The organism is Arthrobacter sp. ISL-65 (genome assembly GCF_018613795.1).
In the GTDB taxonomy this organism is placed as follows: Bacteria; Actinomycetota; Actinomycetes; order Actinomycetales; family Micrococcaceae; genus Arthrobacter.
In genome coordinates this window covers 35,940-51,050 of record NZ_JAGGPN010000044.1, presented here as the reverse complement: position 1 = coordinate 51,050, position 15,111 = coordinate 35,940, and the positions used below count along the sequence as shown (strand labels likewise).

General features: G+C 63.0%; 12 protein-coding genes and 2 pseudogenes. 5 read left to right on the top strand and 9 right to left on the bottom strand.

What is annotated here, in order from left to right; genetic code table 11:
* From J7I85_RS19520 to J7I85_RS19505, 4 genes and pseudogenes are all read right to left on the bottom strand, one after another.
* A partial coding sequence (locus J7I85_RS19520; RefSeq protein ID WP_214855843.1) for a DUF3090 family protein occupies positions 1–466 on the bottom strand: 466 nt, incomplete at its 3' end.
* Positions 467–490: 24 nt separating this feature from the next.
* A pseudogene (locus tag J7I85_RS19515) lies at positions 491–1,179 on the bottom strand (MSMEG_4193 family putative phosphomutase).
* Positions 1,180–2,882: 1,703 nt separating this feature from the next.
* A complete protein-coding gene (locus tag J7I85_RS19510) occupies positions 2,883–4,106 on the bottom strand; it encodes an amidohydrolase family protein (RefSeq protein ID WP_214855840.1) in 1,224 nt (407 codons plus the stop codon).
* Between the two features lie 93 nt (positions 4,107–4,199).
* Positions 4,200–5,657, bottom strand: a complete 1,458-nt coding sequence (locus J7I85_RS19505; RefSeq protein WP_251024577.1) for a DUF3100 domain-containing protein — start codon at positions 5,655–5,657, stop codon at positions 4,200–4,202.
* A 168-nt stretch (positions 5,658–5,825) separates the two neighbouring features.
* Between J7I85_RS19505 and J7I85_RS19500 the strand changes: the two genes are divergently transcribed.
* The 4 genes from J7I85_RS19500 (at position 5,826) to J7I85_RS19485 (ending at position 10,616) form a co-directional block, all read left to right on the top strand.
* Complete coding sequence (locus tag J7I85_RS19500) at positions 5,826–7,313, top strand: amidohydrolase family protein (protein WP_214855819.1); 1,488 nt, start codon at positions 5,826–5,828, stop codon at positions 7,311–7,313.
* A 178-nt stretch (positions 7,314–7,491) separates the two neighbouring features.
* Entirely contained in the window at positions 7,492–8,829 is a 1,338-nt protein-coding gene (locus J7I85_RS19495) for an amidohydrolase family protein (protein ID WP_214855816.1), read from the top strand.
* 87 nt (positions 8,830–8,916) lie between these two features.
* Positions 8,917–9,903, top strand: coding sequence for an ornithine cyclodeaminase family protein (locus tag J7I85_RS19490; RefSeq protein WP_214855803.1), 987 nt, complete (start codon positions 8,917–8,919; stop codon positions 9,901–9,903).
* 44 nt (positions 9,904–9,947) lie between these two features.
* Positions 9,948–10,616 (top strand): GntR family transcriptional regulator, encoded by a 669-nt coding sequence (locus tag J7I85_RS19485; RefSeq protein ID WP_214855800.1) that lies wholly within the window; start codon positions 9,948–9,950, stop codon positions 10,614–10,616.
* Between the two features lie 64 nt (positions 10,617–10,680).
* Here the strand turns inward: J7I85_RS19485 and J7I85_RS19480 are convergent.
* Positions 10,681–11,618, bottom strand: a pseudogene (locus J7I85_RS19480) (thiamine pyrophosphate-binding protein); the annotation flags it as partial.
* 294 nt (positions 11,619–11,912) lie between these two features.
* Positions 11,913–12,431 carry a cupin domain-containing protein gene (locus J7I85_RS19475; protein WP_214844101.1) on the bottom strand — a complete coding sequence of 173 codons (519 nt, stop codon included), beginning with the start codon at positions 12,429–12,431 and terminating at the stop codon, positions 11,913–11,915.
* Between the two features lie 197 nt (positions 12,432–12,628).
* Between J7I85_RS19475 and J7I85_RS19470 the strand changes: the two genes are divergently transcribed.
* The gene (locus tag J7I85_RS19470; protein WP_214855797.1) at positions 12,629–13,174 is read left to right on the top strand and encodes a MarR family winged helix-turn-helix transcriptional regulator; all 546 of its coding nucleotides are present in this window, start codon (positions 12,629–12,631) and stop codon (positions 13,172–13,174) included.
* A 157-nt stretch (positions 13,175–13,331) separates the two neighbouring features.
* On the opposite strand, the gene J7I85_RS19465 is transcribed toward J7I85_RS19470, so the two are convergent.
* The 3 genes from J7I85_RS19465 to J7I85_RS19455 form a co-directional block, all read right to left on the bottom strand.
* Positions 13,332–14,228: an aspartate dehydrogenase domain-containing protein gene (locus tag J7I85_RS19465; RefSeq protein ID WP_308159557.1), complete on the bottom strand. Its 897-nt coding sequence runs from the start codon at positions 14,226–14,228 to the stop codon at positions 13,332–13,334.
* A 178-nt stretch (positions 14,229–14,406) separates the two neighbouring features.
* Positions 14,407–14,796, bottom strand: coding sequence for a RidA family protein (locus tag J7I85_RS19460; RefSeq protein WP_308159559.1), 390 nt, complete (start codon positions 14,794–14,796; stop codon positions 14,407–14,409).
* Between the two features lie 5 nt (positions 14,797–14,801).
* Positions 14,802–15,110 carry a hypothetical protein gene (locus J7I85_RS19455; protein ID WP_214855780.1) on the bottom strand — a complete coding sequence of 103 codons (309 nt, stop codon included), beginning with the start codon at positions 15,108–15,110 and terminating at the stop codon, positions 14,802–14,804.
* Position 15,111 lies beyond the last annotated feature (1 nt).

Here is a 15,111-nt window from a genome sequence, read left to right as displayed (position 1 = left end):
CACGGGCGCGCTCGGCGAATGCCCGGGCGGTGCCGACCGGCATTCGCACCAGCAGCATTTCGGGCTCGTTACCGCCGTCCTCATCACCGGATTCGTCGTTGTCATCAGCATCGACATCGGTGATGGGGTAGGCCTCTATAACGACCTGCGCCGTCGTTGGGTCCCAACCTAAGCTCATGGCGCCGGTCCGAAACTGCTCCTGAACGGCCTCGAGCTGGTCATTGTCGACAAGTTCAATGGGAGTACTGGTGGGAACGCTGAAGGGGTTGCCCTCGACGGTGATGAGCTGGTCGAGAATTTCGTCGATCTTCTCGGCGAGCAGGGCCGACTGCTGCTTCTCCAGGGCAATACTCACGATCTGCGTCCCTGCGCGCACCTGCAGGTAGAACGTGCGCGCCCCCGGAAGGCCAATGGTGCCAACGACGACCCGATCAGGCCAGGCAAACTCGTGAACACGTGTAGGCATGTCAGTATTTTAGGCACATGAGGTTCATGGCGCCTTTTGCCCTGCACCGCCGCCCACCGGCGCATCGCCAGAGTGGATGCTGTTCGACAGCCACGACAGATCCCCCGCGTCGGTGTTGGTCGCATAGACGCTCGGCGGACTAGCGCCGTAGCGCACGATCGATACGGAGGCGGGGCCCACGTTAATGCGCTGGAACAGGTCAAGGTGCATGCCGAGCGCGTCGGCGAGGATTGACTTGATGATGTCACCGTGACTCACCGCCACCCACACGGCCTCTGGCCCGTACTCGGCTTCGAAGGCTGCATCGTGGCGTCGAATCGCTGCCACCGACCGAGCCTGCATCGCGGCCATGGATTCACCGCCGGGAAAGATGACGGCGGACGGTTGCGACTGCACAACCGACCACAAGTCCTCGGTCGCGAGATCACTGAGCGTGCGGCCCTGCCACTGGCCGTAATCGCACTCGGTGAGATCGAGATCGACCGGCGCGTACGGGGTGCCAGCCTGGCGATCAAGGATGAGCTGGGTGGTCTGCTGACAACGCTCAAGAGGGCTCGAGACCACCCCGACTACGGGCACGGCTGCGAGCCGGTCTCCGGAGCCGCCTGGTCGTGCCCGATCTGGTCCAGGCTGACGCCGACGGCCCGACCGGCCAGCAGTCCAGTGGCATTGGCTGTGGTGCGGCCGTGCCGCACGAGAATAACTGTCGCCATCCACCCAGCCTAACCACCGGCCCGATGGCGGTGGTGTGAACCGTACCGGGTTTGATGCCGCGACATACGGACGGCGCCTAGTTGTACTTGGTTAGGTCCTTTCATCCGGGCGGGGATCCGTTAACTTCGCTGGATGCATACCGATGAGATCACCGGAGTCCGCGGTCTGCTGGAGGAGTTCGTGCAAGAGGTGTTCGCGTCGCTGTCCCGGAAGGATCAGCGCGGCAAGGGCGGGCTGTACCTTGCAGGGGCTGATGCTGGACGGCCGGCTGAAGTCGTCGATGCAGCCCATGGGCGAACGGGCTCGGCATCGATTACCAGCAGCTGCAACGGTTCGTTTCCTCCTCGCCGTGGCCGGTCGAGCCGGTCCGGCGGGGTGCTGGTAACCAGGGCCGTGGAGCTGGTCGGTCCACAGGCGTGGGTCATCGACGACACCAGGTTTAGGAAGGATGGCCCTTCCTCGCCCGGATGGCCCGGCAGTATTCGGGGACCCTGGGCAAGTTCCACTCGAAGTCCGGCCCTGGCCGGGTTGTCACCGTCCGGGCCGGGAGTATGGAGCTCGCTCATCGGCATGCCCCGCCCATCCACGACCAGCCCGGTCAGGGCCTGGCAACGCCAGAACCCAGACATAACCGTATGGGCCGATCCGCCGCCGGTGACGGCACGGGTCCGTAGATCGGGGCTCACATATGCGCCGTTATCGCCGTTAGGCAGATACGGCGGAATCGGCGGCACGTAGGCGCAGCTGGCGCGGGCAGCAGCTATACGAGCGCGACCGCGCTCCTACGGTCTGCACAGGAGCGAACCCATAAGCCGATTCCGCCCCTACAGGCGGATCGAAAGTGTCAGGATGGGGTCGAAGAGCCTTACGAGCCTCCGTCAGAGCAGGAAGAAACGAGCCCTATTCTGACGGCTCCGAGCCAATCACCTGACGTCCGGTTGGGTGTGGTTCAACCGGATATGAGGGCCCACCGCACTACGCCTGGTCCCAGTGTTGTGAAGTTTAAGGGTGCCCGCGACTCACTTTGGGTTTGTCGTCAAGGTCCTCAAGCCCAGTGCTGGCGTTGGCCGGACAGAGGATCGCCCTCGACCGGGCCTCGGTCGAGGGCGATCCCCGAAGTGCGGGGTGTTACGTGATCAGCAGAGCAGGAGAAGGATGCCTAGGACCCGGAACCCTTCGCCCGAGTCCCGCCCGGTGCAGTCAGCTGCTCACCCTCCAGTACCTCCGGGTCAGCCTGAGCTACGGTGGCACGCCCGTATTGCCTCGGGCCAGATCCCGGAAGGGAGGTCGCACAGGAAGACTGACCACCCTTGCACTGAAATGCGCGAAGGCCGGCACCCAACAGGGTGCCGGCCTGCACTGCAACCGAGCCTCCCCCCACGATGTGTAGTCTTGGCTGGCAAGAGCCAGCTAGGGTGTCTCGGCGGAATGGGGCGCGGTAGGTCTTGGACCGGGGGACGGTCCCGGAGCCGTTTAGTCCTGGCCGGCGGAGCCGCCCACGGGGTCTCCGTGGGGAGGGGTGGAGTTCTCACCGGAGAAGGCACGCCGGCGACCGCAGCCGTCGCACAGAAGCCTTCACTGGCAAAGACAACGCGTCTGGCCAAGCAGAGCGGCAAAGGCAAGACACTGGAACGCGACGGACTCGCACGCTAAGGTGAACCCCTGCGGCCGCCTCCGCCCGGTAGGAAACTGCTTGGATTAGTTACGCGGTCGGGCCCGGCAGAACGACGAGCCTGTCGGCGACCACCCTTCCGTCATGGATGACGGTGCGGTCGGTGCCGCGGTCCATGACCGTGCTGGTGACGGTTTCGCCGTCAACCAGGACGATGTCGGCCCGATCTCCTGGCCTCAGGCCTGGCCGGTCGTCGGCACTAGCGAGCCGCTGGACGGTGCGGTCCATGATCGAAGCGCCTCCGATGGTGGCGATCGCCGCGCAGTGCTCAATCAGCCGATCCTTGCGCAGCCGGTGGGTGAACGCCAGCTGCCAGGTGCGGTCGAGCATGTCGCAATTGCCGTATGGGCTCCAGTAGTCCCGCTGGCCGTCCTCACCCAAGCCCACCCGGATCCCGGCCCCGGTCATCCGGGCCAGATCGAACTGCGTACCGCAGCTAGCCGGGGCGACGGTTGCCCACGCAACATCGAGCTCCGCCATCTGCTCCACGAGCCGGGCGGTGACGTCGGGATGGACATTGGCCAGATCGTAGGCGTGGGACAGCGAAACGCGTCCCTGCATGCCCAGCGACCGGGTGCGTTCGAAGACAAGTTCCGCGCTGAAGACCCCCAGGTGGCCAGGCTCGTGCAGGTGGATATCGACATCGACCCCGTACTTCTCAGCCAAGCCGAAGACGATGTCCAGGTGGCGGACCGGGTCGCGGTCCAGCTGGCAGGGGTCAATGCCGCCGATGGTCGTCGCCCCCGCACGGAGCGCCTCCTCAAGAAGCGGGACAGTGCCGTCCTCGATCAGAAGGCCCGCCTGGGGGAAAGCCATGACCTGCACGTCGGCGGCGTGGGCGAAGCGCTCCTTCGCAGCCATGACTGCCTCGAAGCGCTCAAGCTTGCAGTCCACATCGATCTGGGCATAAGAACGGACGCGTGTGGTGCCTCGCGCAATCATTCGCTCCAGCGTTCCCGCCACGACGTCTTTGTAGGGGATGGGGGTGTCGCGCCAGTTCTCCCGGTCGTTGCACATCATGTTCCAGACGCCGGGCGAGCCGGTGTGCTCCCGGAAAGGCAGGCCGATTCGGGTGGAATCGAGATGGACGTGAACGTCGGTGAATGCGGGCAGGGCGATCCGGCCCCGTCCGTCGACTGCCCGGTCGTCGACTGCGATGGCGGTCCCCGCCGGGTGAATGGCCGCAATCCGTCCTTCGCGAACCTCGAGGTCCACGGTGTCCCCGCCCCAAGGGCGGACGTTGGTGATGAGCATGGCACTTCCTTTCGGCTGTTCCGTGTTCGGCCGGGGCTGACGGCGGGCAGGCACCGATCTCGTGGGAGCGCCGCCGTCCCACAGCAGCATGTCCTAGAACTGGAAGGCAACTTCGGCGATGACGGCCGCGGCGAGGAAGCTCGCGGTGAACGTTATGAGGGCGACGATGACGATCTTCCAGCTCAGTGAGCGCAGCGCCTTGACGTCGCGGCCCAGCGACATGCCGATCAGGGCGATCATGGGCAAGCCCGCGAAGAGGACGTTGATGTGCTGCGTGGCGGAGGCGATGAAGGGGCCCACGGGCAGGAACGTCGCGGAGGCAAGGGTTGCCAGGGCCAGGACCCAGATGCTGGAAGGGACTACCGGGACGAGCTTCGCGAGCACCAGCGCAATGGCCGTGAGGACCAGGAGGATAAGCACGCCGACGACGTCCAGAGGCTGCAATGAGCCAGTGCCGAGGGCGTTCAGCAGGATGCCTGCCACTCCGGTCGCGGCGAACGCAGTGAGCCACGTCTTGGGTGTCCGGACAACTGTGGGGTCCTCTTGGATTCCGTTGACGTCCACGGTGTCCATGGCCGACGCCTCAGCGGACTCGATTGCTGCCTCGCCCGGGCGCGCGGAGCGCGGGCTGCCCGGCTGGGTCCCAACTGCAGCGCCAATGAGCGCGCCGCGGCGGACACGGCGGCCGAGGTCGTCCCGCCTGAAAATACGGGACCACATCTTGTAGAGCTTCTGGCACATCGGCAGCGCGATAAAGACGCCGGCGTAGAAGCCGACGATGTTGGTGACGAGGTTGGAAAGGGCAGCAAGGGCCATGATTTCCCCTGCCATTTCGGGATACAGGATGGAAAGGGCGCCCACGCCCCCGAGCATCATGGAGGCCGAACCCAGCCCAAGGCCCAATGCGAGTGCCCGGGGATCAAAGAAATCGAGTCCGCCGAGAAGACCGGCCAGGAGGGAGATGAACACGGCGCCAAAGACGCTGCCCAGCACCCAGACGGCGAACACGCCGCGGTACTCCGGGGAGCGGACACCGAAGCGCTGGATCGCGAAGGCAAGGTAGGACTCGCGGTCGATCGACCAGGTGGCACCAATCGCCGTGCGGCCCAGACCGAGCGCAACGGCGACGGGCAGGGCGAGGATGACCGTGCCGACGACGTGGCCGACCTCCTGCAGGAGGATAGCGGGGCCGATGTTTGTGAACTTCGTCAGGGACGGGCCGATTTGGGTGCCGAGGCCTGCCAGGAAGAAAACGATGGACACGTCCATAAGGTGCGTGGACACTGCACGGGCACGCCCTCCGATCGGTTTCCATTTCTGGACTCCAAGGAACCCGCCGATGAGCACGGTCCACAGGATGGGCATCAGGACGATGGCAGCCGGGCCGAGGTGGAACTTATGGGTACCGATCATGATGGCTACCGCACAGACGGCGGTGGAGATCGCGATCATTGCGAGCCACATGGCCGGACGGGCACGGAAAAAACTGGAGGGCGGAGCGTCCACTAGAACGGACGCCGAGCCGCCGGTGGTCTTCGCTTCATTGCGCATGACGCAGGCCTTTCGAGGGGGAGCGGGGAATAGAACTTCGAAGGGGAGCGGGGGAATAGATCAGGGATACCGGCAGGACCCAATCTCACTTTTGGTATACCAAGGGACTGTATACTCGTACCCATTGAGAGGCAAGTCACATTTGTCGCAGTCCGCTAGGGAGGCACGTTGTACAAAAAAATCTCGGCCCGGTACGTTCTGGGCTTCGACGGAACACGGCACACGCTCATCGAGGACGGCGAGGTCGTCTTCGAGGGGGATTCCATCGTCTTCGTGGGGCGCAACTACCAGGGCCCGGTCGATGAGGACCGCGACTATGGCCAGAGCCTGGTGATGCCTGGCCTGATAGACCTCGATGCCCTGGCCGACATCGATCACCTCATCCTGGACTCGTGGCCCTCGCCCGATGTCGCAGCCGGCCACCTGTGGTCGGACGACTACTTCGCCAACCGCCGCCGCGACGTGTTCACGCCATCGGAGCGTGCAACGGTCCGCGAGTTTGCCTTGGCGCAGCTGGCCCTGCACGGCATTACGACCTACATGCCGATCGGCTCCGAGATCCACAGTTCATGGGCTGAAGGACTCGACGAACTCGTGGACGTGGCGGAGATCAGCCGGCGGATCGGGCTACGCGGCTACCTCGGACCGGCCTACCGATCTGGGGTCCATGTCATCACTGCCGCAGGCGACCGCGAGGTCCACTTCGACGAGGACAAGGGGCTGGCTGGCCTGCGTGATGCAGAGCGTTTCATGGACTATGCCGCCGGGCGCACAGACCCGCTAGTCACCGGGGTCTTGCTGCCGTGCCGCATTGAGACGCTGTCCGAAGACCTCATGCGGGAGACGGCGCGTATCGCCAGGGAGCGGGATGCGCTCGTCCGGCTCCACTGCCTCCAGTCCCCGCTCGAGGACGAGTTCCTGCAGCGTTCCGCCGGACGGGGCGTCTTGGAACTGCTTGGATCAACCGGCCTTTTCAGCACCCGCCTCCTGATCCCGCACGGTGTGGTGATCAACGCCAAGGACCCCGCGTCGTCGGCGCCGGGCGGCCCGCTGGACCTGCTGGCGCGGCACGGCGTCAGCATTGTGCATTGCCCTCTGACGTCCTTCCGCTACCAGAAGCAGCTTGTTTCGTTCGACCGTTTCCGCGAGGCAGGCATCAACCTGTGCCTGGGTACTGACTCCTTCCCGCCGGACCTTGTGCGCGGCATGGATCTGGGCATGCACCTGACCCGGATGGCTGAGGGGAGGCCGGACGCCGGTGCCCTGGCCGACTACTTTGACGCCGCCACCCTCGGCGGCGCACGGGCCCTCGGACGCGCCGATCTGGGGAGGCTGAGCCCCGGCATGCAGGCCGACATTACGGTGGTTTCCCTGGGCAGCTTCGGCGACGGTGTCATCGAAGACCCGCTGCGCACGCTCGTGCTGAACGGTACTGCACGCCAGGTGACCGACACGTTTGTGGCAGGACGCCCCGTTGTTGCCGGCGGCGTCCTGCCCGGCATCGATCTCGATGCGCTCCGGGCAGAGGCGCAGCGGCTGTTCGCCAAGATGCGGGCAGCCTACTCCGAACGGGACGCCCAGCTCCGGGAGCCCGACGTGCTGTTCCCGCCCACTTATCCGCGCGCGGATATCGCCGACCCCATTGCTGTTCCATAAAGAATCTTCCCATCCTTAATCTTGGTTTGGTATACCAAGCGAGCTAAAGTGAGAGCACGCACGAGGGATAGCCGCTCCCCGGTTGGGAGCTCATCCGTCCCCGCCCAAACCACGATTTTGACCCTTTTGTCACCGGACCCTCGCTCCTCCGGCAGGGCCCTCCCCATTGGAGAAAACAATGTGCCTGCACGATCACACCCCCGCTGCCCTGCCTCCCGCCGCTCTCCCACGCCGCGGCATCCTGGCCGGGGCGGCCGCGCTGGCTGGAATCTCAGTGGCAAGCCTCGCTGCGCAGCTTGGAAGTGCCCCGGCCGCACGGGCGGAGGACAACACGTCAAGCCCCAGTTACCCGAACCGCCCCGCTTCACCCCCGCCGATGATCATCGAGGGCGGCACCATCGTGGACCCCAAGACGGGGAATGCACTGGAAGACGGGGTGCTGGTGCTGGAAGGAGGCAAGGTAACCGCCGTCGGCAGCCGGGAGGAAACACGGCGGGCAGTGTCCGCGCTTAGCGGGCGGGCACGCACCGTGGATGCCTCCGGGCGCTGGGTCCTTCCGGGCCTCATCGACGTGCACGTCCATGCGAATGCACTTTCCGATGCGCGGGCCATCCTGCAAGGCGGGGCGACCAGCGTCAGGAGCGGCTCGACCAGCTTCTACCAGGACGTCGCCCTCGCCGCCCTGCCGGCCTGGGCCCCCGGCGCTTCGGCCCGGATGAGCCCCGCCGGACTGTTCATTTCACCCGAACTCGGTGACTCGCTTCTCGCGGACCCGGATCTTGCACCGCTCGCGTCCCTGTCCAGGGGAGTCACTGAACCGACGGACCTTGCCTACCTCGCCCGCGTCAACCTGAAACGCGGTGCCCGGGTGATCAAAACCCGCGCCAACCCCCGAGCGGGCCTGGCGGAACAAGACCCCCGCGAACTCGTCTACAACTACGAACAGCTCTCAGCGGTGGTCAAGGCATCAGGCAAAGCAGGCGTGCTGTGCCACGCATACAGCGCAGAGGGAATTGACGGCGCCGTCAGGGCCGGCGTGCGCAGCATCGAGCACGGCGTCTTCGTCAGCGAAGAAACCATCTCACGGATGGCCAGCCGCGGCACTTACTTCACGCCCACAATGGACGCCATCACCAGCATGGCGCGCTCTTCCAACCCCATCCTTGCCGCCCGCGGCACGGAATACACGCCAATCATCAAGGCAGCAGTAAGGGCTGCCCATGAAGCCGGCGTCACCGTAGTCGCAGGGACCGACTCCTTCGGATCCAACGTGACCCCGATAGGCACCGAAGCGCGCCTGCTTGCCGAGGCCGGGCTTTCACCAATGGACGCGCTAAGGGCCGCGACAGTAAACGCCGCCGCGCTGCTCGGCTGGAGTGACAGGGCAGGACGACTGGTGCGAGGTTCCTTTGCAGACGCCGTCATCGTGGACTCTGATCCTTTGAACAGTGCATCCGCCCTGGAGGAAATCAGCGCCGTGGTGGCGCAAGGGGTCCTTGTACGGAACGACCTCTGATGCGTCGTCATGGATAGCGCGACGCTGTCCCCCTTCCCCTCATCTCCCCGTCCGAGCGAAACCTGACTTCCATGCAGAAAGCCTCCCATGACCCTGATTCTTAAGGCCTCCGAGCTCCAGGCCCTGGCCGATATGCCTGGGACCATCGCCGCCGTCGAACGCGTCTTCGCCGGCCTCAGCCAAGGCACCGCCATTCAGCCGGCCCCTGATTCCCTCGTCCTCCCGTCTTCAGACGCAAGGTTCCTGCCCATGGCAGCACTGTCCGGCGACGAGGAGCTGGCATCCGTGAAACTGCTGGCGGACATCCCGGCTAACCGGGAGTCGAGCCTGCCCACGCAACGGTCCACCATCATGCTTGTCTCCCAGCTGACCGGCGAAACCCTGGCCATTTTGGACGGAAAAGTCCCCACCCGGGTCCGCACTGCCGCGGCCAGCGCTGTAGCGACAAAGCTGCTCGCGAGGCCCGGCAGCACCACACTGGGGCTGGTAGGCGCGGGCGCCTTGGCCGTGGCACACGTTGAGGCCATGCTGGCCGTCCTGCCGATCGAGAACGTGGTGGTGTGGTCCCGTTCCGCGGACACCGTCACTGCCTTCTGCGGCGAGATTTCCCATCACGGCCTGAACATCAGTCGGGCGTCCAGCGTCCGGGAAGTCGTGGAGGCCTCCGATGTGCTGTGCACCCTCACACCCGCCGTTGAGCCCCTGGTAGAGGGCGGGTGGTTCAAGCCTGGACTGCACGTGAATGCCGTCGGATCCCGTCCCCGGGCGGATCACCGGGAGATAGATTCGGCGGGTATGGTGCGGGCCAGGGTCTTCGTGGATAGCCTCGCCACGGCCATGGCCAAATCCGGCGGGCTGATCATGCCGGTGGCCGAAGGTCTAATGAGCTTTGAGGACGTGGAAGCCGAGCTTGGCGACGTGGCGGCGCGGACGCGGGCAGGCCGCCTCAGTGACGAGGACGTAACCTTGTTTAACTCGGTGGGTATCGGCCTGCAGGATCTTGCCATCGGCCGGCTCCTGTACGACGCTGCGCTCACGCAGGGGGTAGGCACGCACGTGGCGCTTAATAACTGAGACGCTGGGGAAAGTTGCCCGTCGAGTTACTAACGGAGGTACTAATGACGGTTCAAGCGGTATCTCCCGCGTCCTCGGCTGACACTGCCCGGGCACGGATTCGGGAACTGATCATCTCAGGTGACTTCGCGCCAGGGACCCGGCTCCGGGAACGTGACCTGTCCCAGACGCTCAACGTTTCCCGTGTGCCTGTCCGGGAAGCCCTCCAGCAGCTTGAAGCCGAAGGCTTCATCGACGCTTCCCCCCGGCGTGGCGCCACCGTCAAACAGATCACCCTCCGCGACGTAAACGAACTCTTTGATCTTCGGCTCAGCCTGGAAGTCCTCGCCGCACGCCTCGCTGCCAGGGCCGCGGCAAGAGGTCAGTCCTCGTCCCGTCTGCAGCAAATGATGGATCAGGCAGAAGAAGCAACCCTTCGCCGCGACCATCAACAGATACCGATCAGCAACACGGCCCTGCATGCAGAGATCGTAGCTATGGGCGGTAACTCTCTACTGGAGTACTCAATGAAGCCCCTGCTTGGCAGGATGCAGTGGCTCTTCACCTTGACCGGGCATCGCGACCCGCAGGTTCAGTGTGCCGAGCACCTGAGCCTGTGCAAGGCCATTTATGACGGCAAGGAGGACCTTGCAGCGGCGCTAGCCTTCGCGCACGTGGAGCTCGGACGCGAACCGTCGGTCCAGGGACTGGCCGGGCACTTACCCGAAAGCTGACCATGGAGAAGAGCTGCGCAGGCGTGCCCGCCCGGCAGTTCACGAAAGTCACGGGACTAAACAGGATTTCGCATTGGCCGAGGGTAGGCTTCGCTTGGGGGAGCGCGGCGAAGGATTCCTGCTCAGTGCGCATCCGTGCCGTCCAGGCTTTCCATTCGTCCTTGACCGGGAGTTCGATCTTGGCGAGGTCGCGGATGAACACGTCCGGTTTGGCAACGATCTGGTAGGAGACTGGCCCCTGACCTGCCTCGGAGGGAGGGGTCGATGGTGACGAGGAAGTTTTTCTTGGACCAGTCCTGACGGCACAGGAACCCGTCCGTGATGACGTCACCCGGGATAGTACCGACAAAGATCAGCAGGTCCGTCTGTCCGAGCAGGTCATAAGTGGGACGCGGGCGACCGTAACCGATAGGGCCGACGTAGGACGGGGAACTGAACGGAACGGTCCCCTGCGTCCGCCATTCCGCCGCTGCGGGAATGTGATGCTTTTCCAGCCAGGCGGTGAGCTGGTCGGCCCCCTCCTGCGTCCAGTCATTTCCACCGGTGACGAACAACGGCTTGCGACGGGGCCGGGCCGGCCGTTCATTGCAGAGAACATGGCCTCGGCGACGATCTCGGAGGCACTGTCCGCGTGGTCCAGGACCATGACCCGCTTAGCTCCGGTGTCGAACCAGGCTTTAATGTCGAATTCCTGGAAAGCTTCACGGTCACCGTGCGCGAACGGAATCAGCCCCACGAACAGCACCATCGGAGTCGAATCTTGCACGCCGTGTGCAGTCCGACGTGAGCGTTGGCCGCACCCGGGCCACGGGTAACCATGGCAATGCCAGGCATCTGGTTCATCTTGCCGTCGGCCTCGGCTATGTAGGTGGCCCCACCCTCGCGGCGCCAGACAATGGTCTCGATCGTTGAGTCGTGAAGCCCGTCAAGTACATCCAGGAAGCTCTCGCCGGGGACAACGTGTGCCCGCCTGATGCCATGTGCGACAAGCGAATCAACAATGACGTGTCAGCTGATTTGTGGGTATGCCTGGCTGGCTGGCTCGGACGGTTCCCACTGCCGCGGTCACTTGCTCACCGCCTTGATCGCTAGGACGGCGATTGCCCTCCCTAGGTTGTGTGCTGGGTGGAATGGGGGAACTGGCTTGGCCAATGTTGTCGACTCCATCGTCATGCAGCTGATGCTGCTACTCAATTTCACAAATGAAAAACAATGTCTTCTGCTGGTACCCACAGCTGCACCAGGAAGCGTGGGTACCAGCTCTAGCTGGTACCCACGCTTCTTGGAGGAACACTTCTAGCGAGTGACTCCGTGCATCTCGGAGGTCGGCGGGTAGAAAGGAATCTCCGGCTTTTTCGCACCGATGATTACGCAGATCAGCGCGTCTTCTTCGCTGACAGTGCGAAGGCTTCGCGGCACGCCTGCAGGAACACGAATGAGGTCGCGGTAGCCCAAAACACGGCTGGCCTTCTTGGTGCCGTCCTCGACATCGTGGACGCTGAACTCCACCTGTCCTTCGAGGACGAAGAATACTTCTTCGACGTCAGGGTGAGTGTGCTCAGGTCCTACGCAGCCGGCAGGCAGAACCATGTTGGAGAACGTGAAGTGTTCGGCCTGGAGGATGTTGTTGTCATCCGAGTGGTCCCCGGTGGCTCCGGAGCCGATGTAGCGGACCTGGCCACGCCGGAATTTGTCTCCCATTTTCGTCTGAAACTTCAGAGTGTCGAAGTCAACGACGCGGCTCTCACGGGACGCTATGGACGAATCGATGAGCTCTTCAAGATCTGTTGTTGGTGCACTTACGGTTTCGCTCATTGTTAAACCTCTCGAACTGGGGCGATGTAAACCAAGAAAACGTAGCAAAGCTAAGGAGTAACTCCCTCAACTCTAACTATCTCAACACTAAGGTAGATTCCACTAAGTAACAAGACCTTGAATGGAATCGACCTGAGTTATTGATCGCCGGAAAGCTCAGTGTTAAGATGCACTATCTACATCTAAAGGACAGGGCCATGCCTGACGAAACAACTGAAGCTGACGCTATTGACCTCATTCTGGCGGATTGGCTGCGCGAACGGCCGGATCTGGATGCGAGCTCGATTGGCGTCCTTGGGCGGCTCTTGCGGCTGGCTAATCAGGTCCGCGCTGTCGAAAGTTCCTATTTTGATGAATACGGGCTGACACTTGCGTCCTTCGACGTCCTGGCCAACCTGCGCCGCTCTGGCCCACCACACAGGAAGACTGCCGGGGAACTCGCGACATCCTCCATGCTCACGACCGGTGGTATCACTTTCCGGTTGGACAGGATGGAGGAGCAAAACCTCATCGAGCGAGTCCGGACACGCGAAGACCGACGGGTTGTCTACGCCCAGCTGACCACTCACGGAAAAGCTGTTATCGATGAGGCATTCGGTAAGCATTTAGACAAGCAACGTCAGATGTTGAGCGGTCTGACATCATCGGAGCTGGATCAACTAGCAGCGCTACTCAAGAAGGCAGAGGCATCGGTGGTCGCATCTGATGTCAATGCACTGGAGGCGGCTGGCCAAAACTCCTGAAACTCCTGCGTCTTTTCTCATCGGGGCATAAGTTGTAACAGAGTTTGACCTGCCGGTGCTCCTGGCGCGGTTCTAACCGGGAGGAATCCGCGGATGGCGGGGGAGGCTTAGTGCCCGATGCGACGCCGGGGTCAGCAGTTCAGGGCTGTTGCTGCGCTCATATCAATCCGCCTCGGCCACCGATAATGGATTCCAGGGATCGTAGTACGGCGAACGGTACTACTCCACTCGTCCTCGGATTGTCCTCAGAGGGCTTGTTGCGGATTTCGAACCGGTATTCCCCGATGTTTCCAGAAGCTTCAATGACGTGGCTGGTCAGTTCCGCTGCGGGGTCTGCCCTTACTCTGACCGTCACAGCGTCCCAGTTGTTAACAGCGATAGCAACGGCGGCGCCTGCGTTTAGGGACTTAGGGAACAACAGCGCGGCTTCAGCGGCCGATCCTTCATAAACGTCCAGTGGACCACGAGCATTGCGTATCTCCTCAACCAAAGCCTCGTTCATCCAGGGCTGGATAAGGGAGCCCGGCAACTTCGTCGTCGTAATCGTGACTTTTTCATAGCCTTCCGCACGGGCGCCGGAGGATAAAAGGTCAAGGCCGCCAACTGCGCCGGATGTCAGGAAGAGCCGGCCTGGCCCGGCGGCGTGAAGCTGTTTTGAGAATTCTCTATCTGCCAGGGCGCCAATAGAGGTCACGAGCAGGTCAACACCCGCCCGGAGCACATCCTCAGCATGCTCGACGAGTGCTTCCTGACCTGCACATTCGACCAGTAGGTCGCAGCATTCCAGAGCCTCCGCCAGGTCCAACTGTTTCACCGGAACATTACTGAGCGGGCTCCGGGAGATAATTCCTTCCAGGACAGCCCCTGCGACCCGTCCCGCAGTGATCCCAGCGACGACGGGCACTCCAATGGCGCCGTAACCGATAACTCCGACACGGCGGGTGCGCGCTGACTTCATGATGTCCTTCGAGTCTTGATTAGGTAGTTGGCTCCGCTCGCGCAGGTGGTTTACGAAGCGCAGTGAGGTAAATATTTTCATCACGCTCGAAGGCACTTGTGCTCATTCGAATACCACGCTGAACTACCGGGTGATTTTCACGCGCTACTCAGCGCTTGGGGGGAGGGAAAGTGGTTCCCTCCAAAAGCCGGATTGCTGACAACAATCCGACTTTCGGAGGGTCAGAACGGGGGAGGACGTATCCACCCAGCCCGTGTCACCAGGGCATCTGGCCCTAATCCTGGTGGGCAGCCCCGATAATGCCTTGTGCTTCGATTTCCACCGTCAGCCCATCTTCGACGAGACGGCTAACCTCCACCAGGGTGGAGCACGGAAAGTCGCCCGAGAAGATTTCGGATCTGGCCTTGCCGACCAGCGCTTTATCGGAGATGTCGGTGAGGTAGATGCGCAGTGTGATGATGTCATCGACTGTGCCCCCGCATGCTTCGGTAAGCTCTTTGATCCGTCGGAAGGTCTCTCGCGCCTGACGATACGTATCGCTTCCACCGACAATGCCGCCACTACCGCCGGCATGCATGCCGGACAGGAAAAAGTGCTGCCCCTGCAACCGTGCGTTACTGAACATCTTGTCGCGCGGAGGCTCGGGAACTGTCGCCGCTTTCACCCTGGTCAACGACTTACCCTTTCGTTGGACTCCCGGCGCAGGCGTTCGCGCACTGGCAGGAAGTCATACGTCGGATAGAACTCGGTGGAAAAGACACCCCAGGCCCGCCGTTCCAGCTCGACGTTGACGGTATTCAGCAGACGAGCCGGAAGCTGCAGAGTAACTATTTGGCCGACACCCATGGCGACTACCCAAGAGACGATCTCGCAACCTTCAGGCGGGAAGCCGTTCCACCAGTCCCGTTCATCCAGCCCGGCTTGAATCTGTTCCAGGTGCTGGGACTGATCATGCCGCAGAAAGACTGTCAGCAGCATG

Bases quoted from the DNA above. Each gene is read 5' to 3' on its own strand.
- J7I85_RS19475 (WP_214844101.1), bottom strand. From the start codon at position 12,431: ATGAGCGAAACCGTAAGTGCACCAACAACAGATCTTGAAGAGCTCATC.
- J7I85_RS19495 (WP_214855816.1), top strand. From the start codon at position 7,492: ATGTGCCTGCACGATCACACCCCCGCTGCCCTGCCTCCCGCCGCTCTC.
- J7I85_RS19485 (WP_214855800.1), top strand. From the start codon at position 9,948: ATGACGGTTCAAGCGGTATCTCCCGCGTCCTCGGCTGACACTGCCCGG.
- J7I85_RS19510 (WP_214855840.1), bottom strand. From the start codon at position 4,106: ATGCTCATCACCAACGTCCGCCCTTGGGGCGGGGACACCGTGGACCTC.
- J7I85_RS19455 (WP_214855780.1), bottom strand. From the start codon at position 15,110: ATGCTGCTGACAGTCTTTCTGCGGCATGATCAGTCCCAGCACCTGGAA.
- J7I85_RS19490 (WP_214855803.1), top strand. From the start codon at position 8,917: ATGACCCTGATTCTTAAGGCCTCCGAGCTCCAGGCCCTGGCCGATATG.
- J7I85_RS19470 (WP_214855797.1), top strand. From the start codon at position 12,629: ATGCCTGACGAAACAACTGAAGCTGACGCTATTGACCTCATTCTGGCG.
- J7I85_RS19505 (WP_251024577.1), bottom strand. From the start codon at position 5,657: ATGCGCAATGAAGCGAAGACCACCGGCGGCTCGGCGTCCGTTCTAGTG.